10 protein-coding genes are annotated in these 18,084 nt (G+C 57.1%); 2 read left to right on the forward strand and 8 right to left on the reverse strand.

All coding sequences use genetic code 11. From position 1 onward, the window contains the following. Positions 1-385: 385 nt before the first annotated feature. The 3 genes from GC165_05250 to GC165_05260 all read right to left on the reverse strand — a co-directional run bounded on the left by GC165_05250 (position 386) and on the right by GC165_05260 (position 7,288). Positions 386-4,639 carry a hypothetical protein gene (locus GC165_05250; protein ID MBI1332266.1) on the reverse strand — a complete coding sequence of 1,418 codons (4,254 nt, stop codon included), beginning with the start codon at positions 4,637-4,639 and terminating at the stop codon, positions 386-388. A gap of 202 nt (positions 4,640-4,841) precedes the next feature. Then, on the reverse strand, positions 4,842-5,843 hold the full coding sequence (locus GC165_05255) for a hypothetical protein (GenBank protein MBI1332267.1): 1,002 nt from the start codon (positions 5,841-5,843) through the stop codon (positions 4,842-4,844). Then, positions 5,843-7,288: a hypothetical protein gene (locus GC165_05260; protein ID MBI1332268.1), complete on the reverse strand. Its 1,446-nt coding sequence runs from the start codon at positions 7,286-7,288 to the stop codon at positions 5,843-5,845. The genes GC165_05255 and GC165_05260 overlap by 1 nt, the downstream gene beginning before the upstream one ends. Before the next feature lie 420 nt (positions 7,289-7,708). Between GC165_05260 and GC165_05265 the strand changes: the two genes are divergently transcribed. Next, positions 7,709-9,355 carry an efflux RND transporter periplasmic adaptor subunit gene (locus GC165_05265; protein ID MBI1332269.1) on the forward strand — a complete coding sequence of 549 codons (1,647 nt, stop codon included), beginning with the start codon at positions 7,709-7,711 and terminating at the stop codon, positions 9,353-9,355. Then, entirely contained in the window at positions 9,342-12,470 is a 3,129-nt protein-coding gene (locus tag GC165_05270) for an MMPL family transporter (GenBank protein MBI1332270.1), read from the forward strand. Before GC165_05265 ends, GC165_05270 begins: the two co-directional genes overlap by 14 nt. A gap of 110 nt (positions 12,471-12,580) precedes the next feature. Here the strand turns inward: GC165_05270 and GC165_05275 are convergent, their stop codons facing one another. From GC165_05275 to GC165_05295, 5 genes are read right to left on the reverse strand one after another with little or no spacing between them, the layout of a single operon-like run. Then, positions 12,581-13,228 carry a hypothetical protein gene (locus GC165_05275; GenBank protein ID MBI1332271.1) on the reverse strand — a complete coding sequence of 216 codons (648 nt, stop codon included), beginning with the start codon at positions 13,226-13,228 and terminating at the stop codon, positions 12,581-12,583. Next, positions 13,225-14,871, reverse strand: a complete 1,647-nt coding sequence (locus GC165_05280; protein ID MBI1332272.1) for a ribulokinase — start codon at positions 14,869-14,871, stop codon at positions 13,225-13,227. Before GC165_05280 ends, GC165_05275 begins: the two co-directional genes overlap by 4 nt. After that, complete coding sequence (locus tag GC165_05285; protein ID MBI1332273.1) at positions 14,864-16,270, reverse strand: fucose isomerase; 1,407 nt, start codon at positions 16,268-16,270, stop codon at positions 14,864-14,866. Before GC165_05285 ends, GC165_05280 begins: the two co-directional genes overlap by 8 nt. Then, the gene (locus GC165_05290; protein MBI1332274.1) at positions 16,267-17,775 is read right to left on the reverse strand and encodes an alpha-N-arabinofuranosidase; all 1,509 of its coding nucleotides are present in this window, start codon (positions 17,773-17,775) and stop codon (positions 16,267-16,269) included. Before GC165_05290 ends, GC165_05285 begins: the two co-directional genes overlap by 4 nt. Before the next feature lie 51 nt (positions 17,776-17,826). Then, on the reverse strand, positions 17,827-18,033 hold the full coding sequence (locus GC165_05295; GenBank protein MBI1332275.1) for a hypothetical protein: 207 nt from the start codon (positions 18,031-18,033) through the stop codon (positions 17,827-17,829). Positions 18,034-18,084: the final 51 nt, after the last annotated feature.

Genomic DNA, 18,084 nt, shown 5'->3' on the forward strand with positions numbered 1-18,084 from the left:
ATACGTCCCTGAAGTACCAACGGTGCCTTACCTTTAGTCGCCTGATTCATTCGATAGCGAATACTTATGAAATAAGGATCATTCAGGCTCAAGGCTACTATATAACCGCACTAGTGATGCGAAGTACCAGCTTTTCAAAGTAAATACACTTTGGTACTCAGGCGATATTCCAAATCATTTGAAGATCCTTATTATGTCGCGTGGTCTACCTTCCTTGGCTTTGACCACCGAGTGATTCGAACTTATGATTGGCCCGTTTGTATCTTATGCATATTTTCACGCCATAGAACAAGATGTTCAACCAAACCATATCTCCTGTGAAAAGTCTCGTCAACTCAAAATGTCAGAAACGATCATTCAATAAACTCCATAGCGAATCTTTTCACTATGGATCATCTCCATTGGTCGCTAGTATTAGTAACCTAAGTGCCCCGTTAAATTCAGCGTAGAAATACATTACTATACAAGCAAGGCCACCGGCCGCACCTAGTACGACTCCAAAACAACCGAGCACTAGTCCAGGCAAATCACATGTGCCAACTGCGGCGATCACAGCAGCGATAGAGTAGTCCGTAATAGCGTTGCAAAGTTCACCAATCCCATACCACATGAGCATATCATGGATAGTCTCAGAAAAGATCCTATTACCTTCCCGCGTTTTTGGACAGTCGAGGCCCGCCTTAACACAAAGGTATTCGAGAAAGTGCAGAATCACTTGGATTAGTGCTTCACCCACAGTACTTTTGCCGCTTCCGTCCACACGATTCAGAGGGTCATTTTTGCAATAGCTGAACCAATTTGAAGTTTGTCGAGCAGTATCTTCGCTCACAAAGCGACCCACCTGGCAGTCAAAGTAACGAGCCTTCATGTAGATTAGACCAGATTCGTCGTCTTGCTTGTGACCGAGATTGGCGCAATATCGCCCCTTCTGATCACCAGAGGCTCCGCCTGAGCGCACCTGCCCCCAGGCATCGTAGGTTCGTTCGTCAGAAAGCGACCAAGACGAACCTGACTTCGACAGCATACCTATATTGTTGCCGTGAGCATCGTATAGTGGATAGGCGACTGTTGTTCCTGAACTGGTGGAACGGGATATGGCGTCGATGCCTCTGGCCCCAAGGGCGTTACGGGTTATGGCCGTGACTGAATAGGACACACCCCCATTGGTCGAATTCAGTTCGACATCTTCAATACCCATCTGGCCGTCGTAGCGATACTGCGTCATATCGCTATTGGTAGAACCGGCATGGCTTTCCTTTTGCACTCGAAGGCCGTCGGCTCGATACAAGTAATTGCTCGTAGTACCATTGGATACCAACGAGGTCAAGCGATTCAAGTCGTCCCACGAATACGTCGTAGCGGTCGTTCCAGAACCTTTTGTAAGGCGATTTCCGAAAATGTCGTTGGTATAACCTCCGGTCACTCCCGGCGAGGCCGTCATACGATTAAGATTGTCGTAAGACCACGTTCCCGAATTCGTCGAATCGGAGGCGCGATTACCCGCCGCATCATACGTCCAGGAAGGCGTCGCGTTGCTCAGTCCATCACCGTAGTTCGCCGAGGTCAGGTAGTCCAAGTTAGCGTCGTATCCGTAGGACTCCGTTCGTTGAAGGTTCCAACTTCCGCTACTGACATTATAGAACTTATTCTGGGTTTTGAGACCCCGTTTCAGACCGGTCGTCTCGTACACACACTCGTTGGCGCGGATAGGCGTGGAATCGTATGAACTCGTTCCCGGGTTGTAGGTATCCCACCAGTTGTAGACGCCAAGCGCCCGTCCTCCGCCGTCATAGCTATAGAATGTACGGCCCCGCGTCGCAGCTTTGTGGCTGCTGTCGTAGTACGAGGCGCCCCCACTCGGAGTCCAGGTTTGCGGCGTCATCGCGAAGGTTACTTGACGTGGTCGACCGGACGAATCCAAGGCATAGTGAAATTCCTCGGAAGTTGCGTTGCCGGTGCTGGCGTCTATATTCGTCAGCGCTTGGAATATACGGCTAGGTTGCTCGGCTCCGACATCCACATAATCGTGATACTGCCATTTCACCGTGTTCGAAAGTCCAAGTGCCGATTGAGTGACATACGTAGATGTGTCTCGGTCACCGGCCCAGTTGTAGGTGTACGACGTCGAATATGTGTCACTTCCATTGGTTTCGGTGACGCTCGTCGGCATTCCGATCGAGATCCCGGAAGACGAATATGTCATCGACTGGGACACCCCGCTAAGATTGTCGGTAAAGTTAAGAACCTGTCCGTTAGTGACGCCCGTCGTTCCATAGGTGTAGGTCACCACTGGCGTCGAGATCGAACCGTCGATCTTTTCGATGCTTTCAATTTGATCATCATCGTTGAGGTACGTCGTGTGGTACTCATTCCCTGAAGCGTCTTGAATTGTGACCCCCCTTCCCTTCGAATCATAAGCGAGAGTGTCGGTCGTTCGATTGATGCCTCCGTAGTCTTCTATGACTTCATTGGCTTGCCCCCAGCTTCCGTCGGTATCGGCCCCATAACTAGTGTGGGATCGGACGTAGGTATATGGGCTCGTCGACGTACTTTGAACCTTCCAGACATCAATTGCCCGTCCCTTACTATCGTAGTCGAACAGAACCGAGTAATCGCTAGGATCCGATACTTCTAGTTGATACCGCCACCATGTCGAAGAAGGTTGGCCCTGAACTACATAGTCGGGAGGCTGAATATTTGTGTTAACATTGATGTCTGCTCGTGCTTGATCGTAAACCCGATAGGTTTGCCCCTTTTTGCCTTGGGTTGCCTGATCATCATAGTAGTCCGTGTAGCTGAGTCGGCCATAGGAATCCTTAATGGCTTTTTGCTGATAGTACTTCTCGGCTCCCCAATAGGCGTAGGCCGTCGAGGTCGTCCGGTCGAGAACCATGCTGCTTCCGCTTCGCGTGTACTCAGAACCAACTTTTGTGAGCGGGTTGCCCATAAAGTTATAGGTATTCGTCGAAGTCGCGTAATTCGTCATCGCTGGACCATCGGGCGTTGGGCTGTAGGTACTGTGGAACCGGCTGGGCTGGTTCGAGTGATCGTACACCCGGTAGGTTTCCGTCATTAGGTTCTGGCTCGGCGTATCGTAGTCCTTTTGCCAGAGGTCGCTGAGGCCCGTAAAGACCACGTAGGTTGTGTTCGTTTGCCGCGCGATCACGCTGAACGTCGTTCCCGAAACGTTTTGAACAATTTCAAATCCGTGTATGAGGTTGTAGGGCCCCTGGCCGGCGGTACCGTCGTAATCGGTACCGGTGTAGTCGAACACATCGGTTACCGGGATGGTTTGGGTTGCGCCATCGAAGAGGAAGAAGTAGTCCGTCTTTACGCCGTTTGGCGCAATTTGGCGCCGAGCGGCGGGAGTCCAGCCATATCGAGGAACAAACTCCATGGTGTATGAGATAGACGTTGTCAGGCCGCGCAGATCCGTGATCGACGTCATCAGTCCGGTCGCGGCATCGGGACCATAGTTGTAGTTCTCGACCGCATTGCCGTAGCCGTAGGTTGTCGTCTTTCCTCCTGCTGATGTAAAGGATGTCAGGTATTCACTGCTGTAAGAATCGTAGCCATAAGTGACGGTACGAACTCCATCCGTGGCCGATGTAAGGCGATTACCCGTCCAGCCAAAGGTGATATGATGGCCGTTTGGCATTTGAACATCCGTGAGCGGACGCTCCTTAGTCGTGCCATTGGATTTCGTAAAATTGACCCAAGCCGTCGAGCTATAAGTGTAGGTGGTCTCGTTGCCATGCCGGTCGGTTGCCTTTGTAATTTTGAGCACATTGGATGGTTCACCAGTTGCCCCCGAATCATCATATGGTCGAGACGCCAAAAGCGAATGGTCTGGGTTTTCGTACCATCCTTCCTTTTGATACTCGTAAACCGTTCCCTCCGGGGTGTTGACGTAGTTGTGCGTCATGACCTGGTAGTTCACGCCGTCGATGACTTGGGTTTCGTACTCTGAATCGATCTTATTCTTGTCCCACGGCGGCGTGCTGAGAATTCCATCCGCGTCGCGCTGGATCGTCTCCTCCGTCCCCGCCGAGTCGGTTGCCATTACCGCCGTGACTGGCGAACTCGTTGAGGAGCCTCCACTGGTCCCGTTGCCGTACACCGCATTCGGGTCGATCTGCGCCGACGGACGTTCTTTGAAGTTCGTTGGCACCGAGCGAACGGGAGCGCTGCCCGACTTCATGATGCCTCCCGCCGTGCTCCGCACGTCGACCGACAGATTCCACCCTTTGCCCAGCGGACCCTCTTCCGCGTTGTTGGCACTATAGCTTCGCGTCACATTCACGGGAATGCCATAACCGTCCTTGAAGCTCAAGTCCGTCGCCGACATGGTAAAGTTCCCCGTCATCAGGTCGACGCCTTTGTACATCACATCCCACTTGTTTTGACCGGCCGCATACGGATTCTCGCCGGACTTGCCCTGCGCCGTCTTCATCGTCTTCGCGCTGAGGATCTTTGACGGCGTTGAATCCGGCGTGACCGGCGGCAACTGAGCCTTCACCCACGCCTTGGTATCCCGCACGGTCTTCGCCCAGGCAAGCCCAGGCACCAAGCAGAAGACAAGGGTAAACGTGCTGAAGACAGCGACGGATTTTCCAAACGGCGAGTTGATGCGAATCATAGTGAGTTTCCAGTTTGCGATTGGCAGTTGGCAGAAAAAGTGACGAAGTTGAAATTGTTCGTGATGGGCGACGCGCTAGAAGCTAGTTGCTGGCAACCGGAGCCTACTTCTTGGCTCCAAGTTTCACGTCCTCGTTTGTCAGAAGGCAGAAGGCAGAAAGCAGAAGGCCCGCAGCAGAATCCTGAATCCTGAAGCCTGCTCCTCACGACTTCCCTCCCGCTAGCGGCTTCTCGGGCTTGGTCGGCTCGGCGACCAGGTCAGCTTTCGGAAGCTCGAAGGCAAGTCCCATCGCCCGAAAGTCGGCGTTGTCGGGGGCAGGCAGGGATCGCCACACCTCGTTGTCATAGCGAGAATCGTAGACTCTCATCCGACCTTCCTTAATCTCCAGGACCGCCAAATAGTGGTCGTTCTGGAGCCAAACAAACGGTTTGGTCAGATGGCAGAAGTCCCGAGCGTTGAGCTCGACACCCACCGCTTCAAGGCCGATCGCGTCGCAACCCTTCTTGAGGCCTTCTAATGTGGTTCCGCTGTCCGTAGTCCCACACAGCTTGGCCAGCTCCTTATAGTCTTTTTGCGGTTGACCCAGGATTGGCAAAATCTTCTCTATGCACTTCGGACCACACACGCTCGTTTCGAACCGAATCCGCTTCTCTTGCGCCGCAATCCCGGCCTGTAGCCGAGCTTCATCTTCGGGAAGGTTTTTCCCGTGCAAACGCTCAAGGCGGCGGAAGCAAGCCGTGATCAACGGACTCTCCTTTCGTTCTTCCATGAACTGGCGATACTCCTTCTCCGCCTCGTCCTTCTTCCCTTCGGCGTCCACGCACACAATCGCTTGGTAGGCCGCTTGGTCGCTCAGCGTCCCGTAGTCGGGGTCCATCGCGTTCGTGCCTTTGTGCTTGTAGGCCGCTTCGACGAACTCCGCATGAGCCGCCCCAAAGTCCTTCTTTTTCGCCGCTTCGTAACCCTCCATGATTCGGGCTCGTGTCACCAGCGACTGCACTTCTTTATCGGAAGAGTTTTCGTTCTGAGCGATGAATTCTTTCGGAGCGTCTTTGACTTCGGACAACTCCTTCCTCGGTAGAGGCTTCGTCGCGTAGGCCGGCAAAGGATGGCCGTTGTTCTTGTGGGGAGCCAGCAAAACCACTCCTGCCGCGACGGCACCCAACGCGGCGACCGCGAATCCGACTTTCCAAGCCATCTTCATTACGGGTACTTCACCTTCCAAACTCGGGGCTGGCTGTCCGTGTAGGGATACACCTGGCCACTGACCGCTTCAAGCCATGTCGAACCGAAGTACTGCCACGTTTGGGCCGTTTCGTCCGTCTGACACAGAGCGAAGTTGCTCCACATACTGTTGTGGGTATTGTTCCCGTCTCCACCGTAAGCCGTCTGCCAAACTTCGCTGACCGGCGGCGTCTGCCAGTTGAGGAAGTTGTCGACGTCGGTCGAGCCCGGTGCCACCGTATAGTACGGCGCATTGATGAAGTCGCCCGCCGCCGTCTGTGTTCCGCCGGGATTAACCGTCCATCGACGAGTCCAGTTTGCGTTCAGACCTTGAGAAATGTACGTATCCGAGGAGGAAGGCCGAAACAAACCAATCGTGCCGGAGCTCACCGACGAACCGCCATGAAGCATCCTCGCACCGGTGTCGAAGCAAGTCAGACAAGCGTACAGATAGGTGGTCGCGTCTCCGGCTGTTGTCAATTGCAACTGTGTCCGCGCGGTGCCGCTCTGGTCATTCGCCGAGCTGTAGGACAAGTTCCCCACGAAATGCCCGCCATGAAAAATCCAGGGCTGGAACACGTTCGTCGTCAAGTCGGCGTTCGGATCACCCGGCAATTCGCCATCGATGTTCGCTTTTCCGAAGACCCGCCGCGAGTCCAGACTGATGGATGTCAGGTTGACTCGGTCAACCTCAAGTGCGATCTTGTACCAGTTCGAACCATAGGTCGTATTGTATGCAGGAGGGTTTGAGCCTGGAATTAGGTAGGTATAGGCCGTATCCTTTCGAACATAGAAGTTCAGACTTCCACTCGAAAGGGCCGCGTTCTGGTTACCAAGTTGAACGTAGGCTGGCCAGTCGGATAGCTGATTGACACCGCCATACCCAGGCGCGTCAGTCACCGCGCAGGCAACGTCTGACAGGAGGTTGTTGTTGGTGTCGTAAACTGGGGTGATGGTACTGGAGTAGATCGTCGGCAACGAACCACTGCTTCCTAGTTCAACTCCGCTGGGGACTGCGACACCAGTAATCAAAGAGTAGTCAGGACCATGCGGATTGCTGTTGTAAATGCAAGGACAAATGATCTTGAGGCGAACGACATGCCGATCTGACTGAGGTGAAACCAGGTTTCCACCCGACAGATACTGCGAAGGAGCGTGAAGCTTTTCCTCCAACTTCGTCAAGGTCACGTAAACAAGACTCGACCCTCCGCCGTCCCCGGCAGTCGCGCCAGTCGTCCCCGTCGTACTGGTCGTTGAAGTGCTGCTCGTTGTCGAAGTTGTACTGGTGGTCGATGTCGTACTAGTTGTCGAAGACGTACTCGTCGTTCCGCTCGTGACCTGCACACCCGTCGTACCCGCACCAGGCTGAGCGCTCGAAAAGAGAATTCCCGCTAAGAGAATCCCGACGACCGCCAGCGATTTCAAAGTTGTACTACCGCGTTCCAAAACAGTCCCTTAAACCCATTACGGGCCATTAGCTAGTAATCATACGCGACTTTTCAGAAATCAATAGTATGAATTTCGAACATATTTTGACCAATAAATCAACTTATCATAATTATCATGTATTTTTTATGGTTCAAAACGCGATTTAGGCGACAGGACATACTCTCTGAGAATTCCTGGAATTCTAGCAAAACCCTTAACCGTCCCTTCACATGTGCTGAAACGCCTTCATGGGACACGCAAGATTATTTAACCCTCGGGTTAATCTCGCCGAGCCATTTTGTGCCATTCCGCCCACCCAAACCCCGACCAAAATCTAACGCGATCTTGACACCCTCCAAACCGATCTTTTGTACTACGCGTGCGTAGTACACTCAGGACCGAACGGTCGCGACATATATGCTTAGGAGATACGCTTGGATTTTGGTGCCCCTCGTCATCCTCGGCGGGCTCATCGGCTGGCGGGTCAAGACCAAATCCGGCACGGACCAACAGCTTAAAGGAGGCATGCGCGGAGGAGGCGGCAAGGCCCAATCCGTCGAAGCCGTCGTCGCCGGACCAGCCACCATCGCTGGAACCATCATCGCCGCCGGAAGCCTCGACTCCCCCTACAAGGTCCAGCTCGCCCCCCGCACCGCCGGCAAAATCCTCAGCCTTAGCGTCCGCGAAGGCGACGCCGTCACCGCCGGTCAAACCCTGGTCAAAATCGACCCCGCTACCGCCATCGCCGGTCTAAACCAAGCCGAAGCCAACCTCGCCCAGGCCCAAGCCCGACTCGCCCAAGCCAAGATCGAGGCCGCCCCGAACTCCGCCTCCGTCTCCGGCCAGATCGACCAACAAGGCGCCGCCCTCAAAAGCTCCCAGGCCGAGCTCACCCAAACCCAAAAGACCGTCGATGCCAACATCAGCAGTCTCACCAGCGCCGTCAGCGACGCCCAGGCGAAGGTCGACACCGCCCAAGCAAGTCTCACCACCGCCAACGCCAATCTCGCCAAAGAAAAGTCCACCCGCGAAAACCTAAAAATCAAAGCCGACCGCGCCAAAGAGCTCCTCGATCAAGGCTATATCGCCCAAAAGGACTGGGAAGACGCCACCACCGCCCTCGACGTCCAAGACAAGCAAGTCCAAATCGCCATCGCCAACGTCGCCTCCGCCAAGCTCGCTGTCCAGACCGCAAAAAACCAGTCAACCCAAGCTCAAACCCAACTGGACATCGCCAAGACTAAGGGCAAAGCCGACATCGCCGCCGCGAAGGCCAAAGTCAATCAATCCCAATCCAGCCTCGCCGTTGCCAAGGCCAATAAGGCGATGAACCCTGCCTACGACGAAAACATCAAGGCCCTCTCCGCTGCCGTTGCCGTCACCCAGGCGCAGGTCGCCCAGGCCCGCGTCCTGGTCAGCGAGACCGATCTCAAAAGCTCCATCAACGGTGTCGTCACCGCCCGCAACGCCGACGAAGGGGCGCTCGCCTCCCCCGGCAACCCCGTACTCGTCATCCAGTCCCTCGATTGGCTGTTCTTCGTCGCCTCTATCCCCGTCGAGCAGGGCGACAAGGTCCATGTCGGCCAAAGCGCCACCATCCAGATGGAAGGCATCGGAAACAAAACGGTCCAAGGCTCAATCACGAGCATCAACCCCTCCGCCGACCCCGCCAGCCGCCAGATCGCCCTCCGCATCCGCGTCGAAAACCCCGATCACCGCCTTCGCCCCGGTATGTTCGGCAAAATCAACTTCCCCATCGATGCTCGCCGTGTCGAAGTCGCTCTCCCCAAAGAAGCCATCACCTACGGCGTCAACAAAACCACCGTCGCCGTGGTCGGAGACGACAATAAAATTCAAATTCGCAATGTCGTCCTCGGCGTTGCGGACGAAACCACCATCGAGATCAAGTCCGGTGTCAAAGCCGGCGAAAAGGTCGTCACCCTCAGCTACAACCCGCTGAAGGACGGCACCGAGGTCAAGATCGGCTCCGACAAAGCGGACAAAGGCGACAAACCCGACGACGGATCAAAGAAGCAGGGCCGAGGAAAGCGTGAATCTAGCTAAGTTCGCCGTTACTCGCCCCGTCGCGGTGACCATGCGCATCGCCAGCCTGGTCGTCCTCGGCTTCATCTGCCTTCTGCGACTCCCTATCGACCTGCTCCCTCGCATCGACATCCCCATCGTCGCCGTCTCCGTCAACTGGCCAAACACCTCGCCCGAGGAGATGGAGACCCAGATCACGCGTCCCATCGAGCAGGCTGTCGGCTCTCTTCGCGGCCTCAACATGGTCAGTTCCAGCTCGTCCCAGGGGAGCACCTTCGTCCGCGTCCAGCTCAACTACGGGGTCGATGTCGACGCCGCGTCGATCGACGTCATGCAGATGGTCCAGCGTGCCGTCGGCAGCTTCCCCAACGATCCAACGATCTCCCCGCCCCGCATCTTCAAGTTCGACCCGTCCACCTTGCCGATCCTCATGTACGGCATCCAGGGCCCCGACGAAGACCTGATCAAGCTTCGCTCCAAGATGATCAACGAGATCAGCCCGCAGATCGAAGCCGCCGACGGCGTGGCCGCCGTCAACATCTCTGGTGGTGAGGACCGCGCCATCATGGTCGAGGTCGATCCCGAAAAACTGAAGTCGCGCAACCTCTCCATCGCCCAGCTTTCCGCCAAGATCAGCGCCGAAAACATCAGCCTTCCCGCTGGCTCCGCCATTCAGGGCAAAACCCAATACACCATTCGAAGCGTCGGCTACTTCAAGAGCCTCGACGAGCTTCGCATGATGCCGATCGGAAGCTACAACGGCAACCTCGTCCGCCTCCAAGAGGTCGCCAACGTCCGCGACGCCAGCCAGGACATCCTCTCCTACACGCGCGTCAACGGCAAGCCCGCCCTCGTGATGACCGTCACGAAGCAAAACGACGCGAACACCGTCGAGACTTCCAAGAACGTCGAAAAGGTCCTCGCCGATATCGAGCATCGCGACCCGAGTTTGCACTTCGCCAAGGCGTACGATCAGGCCAAATTCATCTCCGATTCCGTCGACGACCTCTTCCACACCGCAGTCATCGGCGCAATCCTTGCCATCCTCATCATCACCTTCTTCCTCCGCAACCTCAAGAGCACCTTCGTCGTCGCCCTCTCGATCCCTATCTCGATCATCTCGACCTTCACCCTGCTCTACTTCTGCGGATTCACGCTCAATACCATTTCGCTCAGCGGACTAGCCCTCGCCTCCGGTCTCATCGTCGATGACGCTATCGTCGTGCTCGAAAACATCTATCGGCACATCGAAAAAGCCAAGCAGGGGCGCGTCGACGCCGCCATCTCCGGCACTCAAGAAATCCTTTCCGCCGTCTTCGCCTCCACGTTCACCATCATGATCGTCTTCCTCCCGCTTCTGCTCATCAAGGGCCAGTCGGGACAGATCTTCACCCAGTTCGCGCTCGTCATCATCTTCTCCCTCGCTGTCTCGCTTCTCGATGCAACCAGCATCGTCCCCATGCTCACCTCGCGCATGGTCAGCGAAGAGGAAGTGCTCGAAGAAGCCGACCCCGAAAACCATCCCCACAAAAAGGTCACGCCCGTCACGCGGTTCATGGATTGGGCCGGAACCGTCCTCCACCGCCTCGATTCAGCCTACCGGCGAGGATTGGAATGGACTCTCAGCCGACGCGGAACCGTACTTCTCATCGGCGGGCTCAGCGTCATTGGCGCACTCCTCATCTGGCCGATGGTCGGCAAAGAAAACTTCCCCAAGAGCGATAGCGGCAACCTCAACGTCCGTCTCCGACTCCCCATCGGCACCCCCGTCAACGTCACTGACGGCCTCGTCAAACAGATGGAAGCGATCATCCTTGCCGACAAGGACGTCGATGTCGTCATCGCTGGAGCCGGTGCAAACGTCGGTCTCCGCGGCGCCGGTGGTGGCGGACCCAATAACGGCTCTGCCACCGTCCAGCTCAAACTCAATCGCAAGTCCTCCACCGAAGAGGTCATCAAGCGGCTCCAGGGCAAGCTAGCCGTCCTCCCCGGTGTCCGCGCCCAGGTCTCGCCTCTCGACGTCGTTCAGAACATCCTCGGCAACAGCACCGGCTTCGGCGTCGATGTCTATGGCCAAGACCTCCCCTCTCTCACCGCCGCCGCCAAGATGGTGGAGGAAACCCTCAGCAAGGTTCCGGGCCTCCAAAACGTCGACGTCAGCGTTGACGACACCTTGCCGGAAATCGAGATGTCCGTCAACCGCGAAAAGGCTTCGACCTTAGGCGTCTCGTTCAACGACGTCGCCAGCGTCATCTCCAGTAGCACCAGCGGCAAACTCTCCAGCTACTACCAGGAGAAAGGCTTCCAATATCCGATTTACGTGCAGGTTCCTGAGGACAAGCGGCAGACCATCGAACAGCTCGAAAACCTGCCCGTCACCACTCAGAACGGAACCACCATCATCCTCGGCCAAGTCGCCAACGCCGCATACGGCATGGGCCCGACCCAGATTTCTCGTCAAAACCGACAGCGCGTCATCAGCGTGGGCGGTAACGTCCAAGACCGGTCGGATAGCGACGTCCAAGCCGACGCTCTTGCCGCCCTCGCCAAGCTCAAAATGCCCGAGGGCACCTACTACACCCTCGGCGTCCGCCAGCTTCAGCAGGGGCAGGAATACTCCGGTCTCGGCCTCGCCGTGGTCCTCGCTGTCGCACTCATCTACATGCTTCTCGCTGCACAGTTCGAGTCGTTCCTCTACCCGCTGGTCGTGCTCTTTTCGGTCCCGCTATGCGCCATCGGCTTTGTCCTCGCGCTCTTCCTCACTGACCGCGCCTTCGGCCTTACCGCCTTCATCGGCCTCCTCATGCTCGTCGGAATCTCGGTCAAAAACGGCATCTTGCTGGTGGATTACACCAACCAACTCCGCGCCCGTGGCATCGACCGTCACGATGCGCTTCTTACCGCAGGACCAACCCGTCTCCGCCCGATTCTCATGACCTCGCTCTGCGCGATCCTCGGCATGGCTCCGCTCGCTCTCGGAATCGGCACCGGCTCCGAACTCTACGTCCCGCTAGCTACTGCCGTCATGGGCGGCCTCGCAACCTCGACCATCCTCACCCTATTCGTCATCCCCGCCGTTTACACCATCTTCGACGACATCAAAGCCAAGTACTACGCGAGAAAAGAAGCGAAGTAAAACAGGCTTCAGGCTTCAGCAACAAAACTCTGATCACAGTTTACAGCTCTCGGTTCGCGGTTCTCGGCTAGAAGCTGGTGGCTAGAAGCTAAAAGCTCGCAGCTAAATCCTCACTGCCCATACGTCGTGTGATACCGATTCCACCACTTGTCCACTTCCGCCTGATCGATCGGCACCACCGACCCGATCTGCATCCCCAAGTGGACCGTCTTCGCCACATCCTCGACCATGATCGCCGCCTTCAGCGCTCCCGAAACCGACGTCCCCCACGCAAACACGCCGTGGTTGCCAAGCAAAATCGCCGGGCCGCGCCCGCGATACTTCAAAATCCCTTCGCCGATATGATCGCCTTCGTTGTCGATATACGGCGCGCACGGAATCTCGCCGCCAAATTCGTCCGAAATCGCCGTTAGACAACAAGGAATCGACTTATGCACCGCCGCAAACGCCGTCGCATAGTTGCTATGGGTGTGCACCACCGACCGCAATTCCGGCATGTTCCGATACAGGAACAGGTGATGCGGCAGGTCCACGCTCGGCTTCGCCTGGCCCGGCGCAACCTCGCCCGTCGCCAAGTCCACCGCCACCAGATTCTCCGGTGTGATCCGCTCGTAATCCATTCCGCTCGGCTTGATCACGACCTTTCCCGACACCGGGTCGTAGCCGCTCACATTACCCGAGTGCATCGTCACCAGACCCGCCTTCGGCAACATCTGGTTGCCCCAGCACACCTGCTCGCGAAGCAGATGAAGGCTCAACCAACCACCTCTCGGCGAATTTCCAACAGGTCCTTCATCACTCGGCTGAGGTCAGCCGTATGGCCGGCCACCCCAAACGAGTCGTGTAACAGCGAATAAAGCTCGTAGAGCCGGTTGTACACCGCTACGCCATCGGTCCTCGGCTGGTACACAACGTCCTTATAGCCGGTCATCACCTCTGCTGCCTCCAGCACCGAGCCGTGAACGCCCGCCGCAACCGACGCCATCACCGCCGAGCCTAAAGCACACGTCTGCGCCGACCGGCTAATCCGAATCGGTCGCCCCAGCACGTCGGAGTAGATCTGCATCGTCAGCGGGCTCTTCTCGCCAATCCCGCCGCACACCACGACCTCTTTCACCGCCACGCCATACTCCTCGATCCGCTCGATGATCTTCCGCGAACCGTACGCCGTCGCCTCGATCAGCGCTCGATAAATCTCTCCCGCCGTCGTATGCAGAGTCTGACCCACGATCACCCCCGTCAAAAGCGGGTCAACCAGAATCGTACGGTTGCCGTTATTCCAGTCCAGCGCCAACAGACCAGACTCGCCCGGCTTCAAGTCGTCCGCCTCGTCGGTCAAGCTATCATGTGAGCCGTTCCCGAGGTGCTCCACGCACCAATTGAACAGGTCACCGACCGCCGATTGCCCGGCCTCGATGCCCATAAAGCCCGGCACCACCGAGCCCGGCACGATGCCGCAGACGCCCGGAATGTCCGGCGTATCCGAGCCGCCGATCATGATGTCGCATGTGCTCGTGCCCATGATCTTCACGATCGTGCCCTCGCGGATGCCGCTTCCCACCGCGCCGAGGTGCGCATCGAACGCCCCCACCGCGACCGGAATCCCCGCCGGCAAGCCCGTCGCCTGCGCATGTTCGTCCAAAAGCTGTCCGGCCACCTGGTCGGCCGTCAAAGTCGTCTCATAAAGTCGGTCGCGCAAAGATGCCAAGTCCGGGTCGAGTTGGCTCAAAAACTCCTTCGAAGGCAGTCCGCCCCACTCCGTGTGGTACATCGCCTTGTGCCCCGCCGCACAGATACCTCGCGGAACATCCGATGGCTTCGACTTGCCAACCAGCCACGCTGGTACATAGTCCTGAAGCTCGACCCACGAATGCGCCGCCGCAAAAACGTCCGGCGCAACCCGCTTACAGCGCAGAATCTTCGACCAGAACCACTCCGAAGAGTACGTCCCGCCGCATTTCTTCAAGTACGGAAAGCTCTGCGCCTTCTGGGTAATCTCCGCCGCTTCTGCGTAGCCGGTGTGGTCCTTCCACAGCCAAGCCATCGCGTGCAGATTGCCCTTAAACTCCGGCTTCAGAGCCAGCGCGACGCCGTCCGCATCGACCGGGATCGGGGTTGAGCCCGTCGTATCCACGCCAATTCCCACGATCTGCGAAACGTCGAAACCAGCCGTCTTCTTCGCGTCCGCGATCGCCCCCTTCACCGACTCCACGAACCCCTTCAGGTAGTCCGCCGGGTTCTGCCGCGCAAGGTGCACGTCGTGATGGTCCTCGTGCACGCCCGCGTCGCCGGTCTCGTAGTTCCAAACGCTCGTGCCGATCTCCGCGCCGTTCGACGTATCAACCACCAGCGCCCGGACCGAGTTGGTGCCGTAGTCCACGCCAAGCGTGTACTTAGCCATGGTGGTAAACGCTCCAACCGAGGTAGTTGCTCATGGCCTCTTCGACCGAGTCGGCAACTTCGCTGAGGTTGAACGCAACGTGGTGCTCAAAACCGTTGTTGCAGATGAACTTGAGAAGGTCCTGCATCTCTGGAATCTCGACCACGCCAAATCCGCCAAACGTATTCAAAACGTCGTTGGTCAGTTGTCCCTGACCGACGTAAGCCTGAACCTCGCCGTAAACGTCGTCTGTCGAGACGCGGCAGTACGTGAATGCGCCCGTCTTCATCCGGCCCACAATCGTGCCGAACGTATTGTCCTTGCCGACCGTACCCGCGATGATCTCCTGGTAATCCATCTTCTGCTCGGCAAACACCGAGTTCGGCAGGTTCGAGCAGTGGAACACCACCGCCTTGTTCGGGTCGCCGCCGTAGTTATTGTTCCAGTCCAAAAGCGCCGAAGGCGTTCCCGAGGCCAACTGCATCGCGTACATCGAAACCGTGCCCGCCACGTCCGTCTCGCAGGCGCTAGCCCGAAGCGTGTCCGACATCATCGACATCAGCGTGCAAGGCACCACACCGTAAAACTCTTCCAGCGATGTCCAGCACTGGATCGCCGTCGCGTCGATCGCGTTATCCTTGGCCCAGGTGTCAATGGCCGCACCCAGTCGCGCCATCTTGTCCAGCGCCTCGGTCGGAATGCCCTCCGTCTTCGTATAGGCATGGATCGCCGCCAGTTTGTCCTTGACGGTAGGGTCAGCCGAAGTCAGCCGGTTCGCCCACCCCAACACTTCCGAAAGGTCGAGTGTCGCAACCGAAATGCCCGCGTTTTCGAACAGCTTCTCGCTATACCGAACCGTGTTGAACGCCCCCGGCCGCGCGCCGATTGCGCCGATGCGGCAGTTGCGCAGACCCTTCACCACGCGGCACACCGCGCCGAAGTTCTGCAGGTCCTTCTTAAAGGAATCGTTGGTCGGATCGACCGTGTGGAGCGTCGTCAAACTGTACTTAAAGCCGTACTGCCGCAGGTTGTTACAGCACGACATTTTGCCGCAGAAGCTGTCGCGTCGGTCTGCGATCGTCATGCGCTTCGCATCGTCGCCAAAGGCGTGAACGAGAATCGGAACGTTCAAACCCGCGAACTTCAGCGCGTTCACGATGCCGGTCTCTTCCCCAAAGTTGGGAAGCGTAATCAGAATGCCGTCGATCTGATCGCGATGTTGCTTGAACAAATCCGCACACGCTCGCGAGTCGGCAATGGATTCCACCGTACCAAACTGTCGAGCCGACTCGGGCAGGATCACGACGTCGAATCCCTGCTCCTCCAGAACTTGAAGAATCACCTTGCGTCCCGCTTCGCAAAGGTGGGTCGGGAAGAAACCGCGGTTTCCAATGATGACGCCTAGAGTTACTTTTTTCATCGTGCGTTTTTGTCCAGTCTTGAGATTTTAGATGATGGGAAGCGTCGCTTCCAGGTGTGGCGGCAAAAAGGTCGGTGCTGAGTGCCAACAGAGCACGGCGGCAGAACCACCCGCACCACGTCTCCGTCCACCGTACCCAGCAGGGTTTCCAGACGAACTGGTTTCTCGGTCACCGAATTCTGGGCATTAGGTCGGTCCGCCGCAAGAACCTGCCCCATGCAGTAAGGAGCCGGGATTTCGACTTCGATCGTTTCCGTCATGTGTCGATTAACCAGCGTGATCATCGCCATCGTCGCCGTCGCGCTGATCGCTGGCGTGCCGTTCGGCAACATCGGACCGCCTTCCACTTCCACTCGGTAGGCATCCCCGCCAATATGGCCCTGATTGAGCGAAAGCACGTGGTATGTCGGCGTCAGCCACATCGCCTCGCCGTCCGTCATGAGCGGCGCATGAAGCACATTCACGATCTGCGCGAGGTTCGCCATCGAAAGCGAAGAGCTTTGTCGATGGAACACTTCAAACCCGATCGCCGTCGCCACCGCGTCGCGCATCGTGCACGGCTGGGTGTAGTCGTTCGACTCCGTCGCCGAGCCACCCGGACCCCAGTTGCGAGCCTCCGAATGCCATACACCCCACTCATCCAGCGCAATCCCGACGTGCCGACGTCCGCCCGACGCCTCGTCCAAGAACTGCCGAGTCTCGATGATAAAGTCCTCCGTCTTGTCCGCCTCGTCGAGGAGAGCGTAATACTCGTCCTCAGAAAAGTCGGTCCCGTGCCCGCCGTTGATCCAGTACCGGTGGATCGAATAGTGGTCGACGAAGCCCAAATGGTTTCGGAGCTTATCGATGCACTGTCGATTCCAGTCCGTGTCGTGCCCACAGCACACCATCTCGATGGTCGGATCGACATGCTGGGCCATCAGCGAGTAGCGGCGATACTCCAGGGCATAGCTCTCCGCATCGTAGTTGCCGCCGCATCCCCAGTTCTCGTTGCCGATGCCCCACAGCTTCACGCCGTACGGCTCGTCTTGGCCGTTGGCTCGTCTCTGCTGGGCCAAAGCCGTCGGCAAAGCCGTATTGCAGTACTCGATCCAATGGCAAAGCTCCTCGGGCGAGCCCGAGCCCATGTTCCCTGCCAAATACGGTTCTGCGCCGATCAGCGCGCACAAAGTCAGGAACTCGTCCGTCCCCAACTCGTTGGTGTCCAAAACCTGAAGCCCGCACGACATTCCCAGCCGAATCGGACGATCGGCCCCAATCCCGTCCTTCCAGTGGTAGTGGTCGGCATAACAACCGCCCGGCCAACGGAGCATCGGCGTCGGCATATCCCGCAGCGCCTTTACCACATCTTTCCGAAAGCCCTCGATGTTAGGAATCGACGAGTTCTTGCCCACGAACAAACCGTCGTAGCAGCACCGCCCCAGGTGCTCGGCAAAATGACCATAGAGCCGAGGAGAAATTCGGCCATGGATTTCGTCTTGGAGGACGCGAAGGCGAGCAGTCATAACAATAGAATGTCCGCCGAGAGACTCGGCGGACAACAAAAAATCATTAAGTTATTGACCGTTGGATGCTCCGGGCATCGCGTTTCGGTTCATCGGCATATTGCCGGCTTGCTGGCCCATCTGCTGATTGCGGGCCTTTCGCGCACCTTCGAGCTTCTGCTCGTCGCTGAGTCCGCCTGGGTTCGGGTCGCAACCCGCCAAGACGATGGCCGCAAAGGTAACGGCGAGGAGGAACCAAGATTTCTTATCGAGTTTCATATTTTCTGATTGCTTGAATCGGTAAACGAGGCCTCCCACGGTTGCGAGAGG

The sequence above is a fragment of the Armatimonadota bacterium genome, assembly GCA_016125185.1.
Lineage (GTDB): Bacteria > Armatimonadota > Fimbriimonadia > Fimbriimonadales > Fimbriimonadaceae > Fimbriimonas.

Bases quoted from the DNA above. Each gene is read 5' to 3' on its own strand.
- GC165_05255 (MBI1332267.1), bottom strand. From the start codon at position 5,843: ATGAAGATGGCTTGGAAAGTCGGATTCGCGGTCGCCGCGTTGGGTGCC.
- GC165_05265 (MBI1332269.1), top strand. From the start codon at position 7,709: ATGCTTAGGAGATACGCTTGGATTTTGGTGCCCCTCGTCATCCTCGGC.
- GC165_05285 (MBI1332273.1), bottom strand. From the start codon at position 16,270: ATGAAAAAAGTAACTCTAGGCGTCATCATTGGAAACCGCGGTTTCTTC.
- GC165_05290 (MBI1332274.1), bottom strand. From the start codon at position 17,775: ATGACTGCTCGCCTTCGCGTCCTCCAAGACGAAATCCATGGCCGAATT.
- GC165_05280 (MBI1332272.1), bottom strand. From the start codon at position 14,871: ATGGCTAAGTACACGCTTGGCGTGGACTACGGCACCAACTCGGTCCGG.
- GC165_05295 (MBI1332275.1), bottom strand. From the start codon at position 18,033: ATGAAACTCGATAAGAAATCTTGGTTCCTCCTCGCCGTTACCTTTGCG.
- GC165_05250 (MBI1332266.1), bottom strand. From the start codon at position 4,639: ATGATTCGCATCAACTCGCCGTTTGGAAAATCCGTCGCTGTCTTCAGC.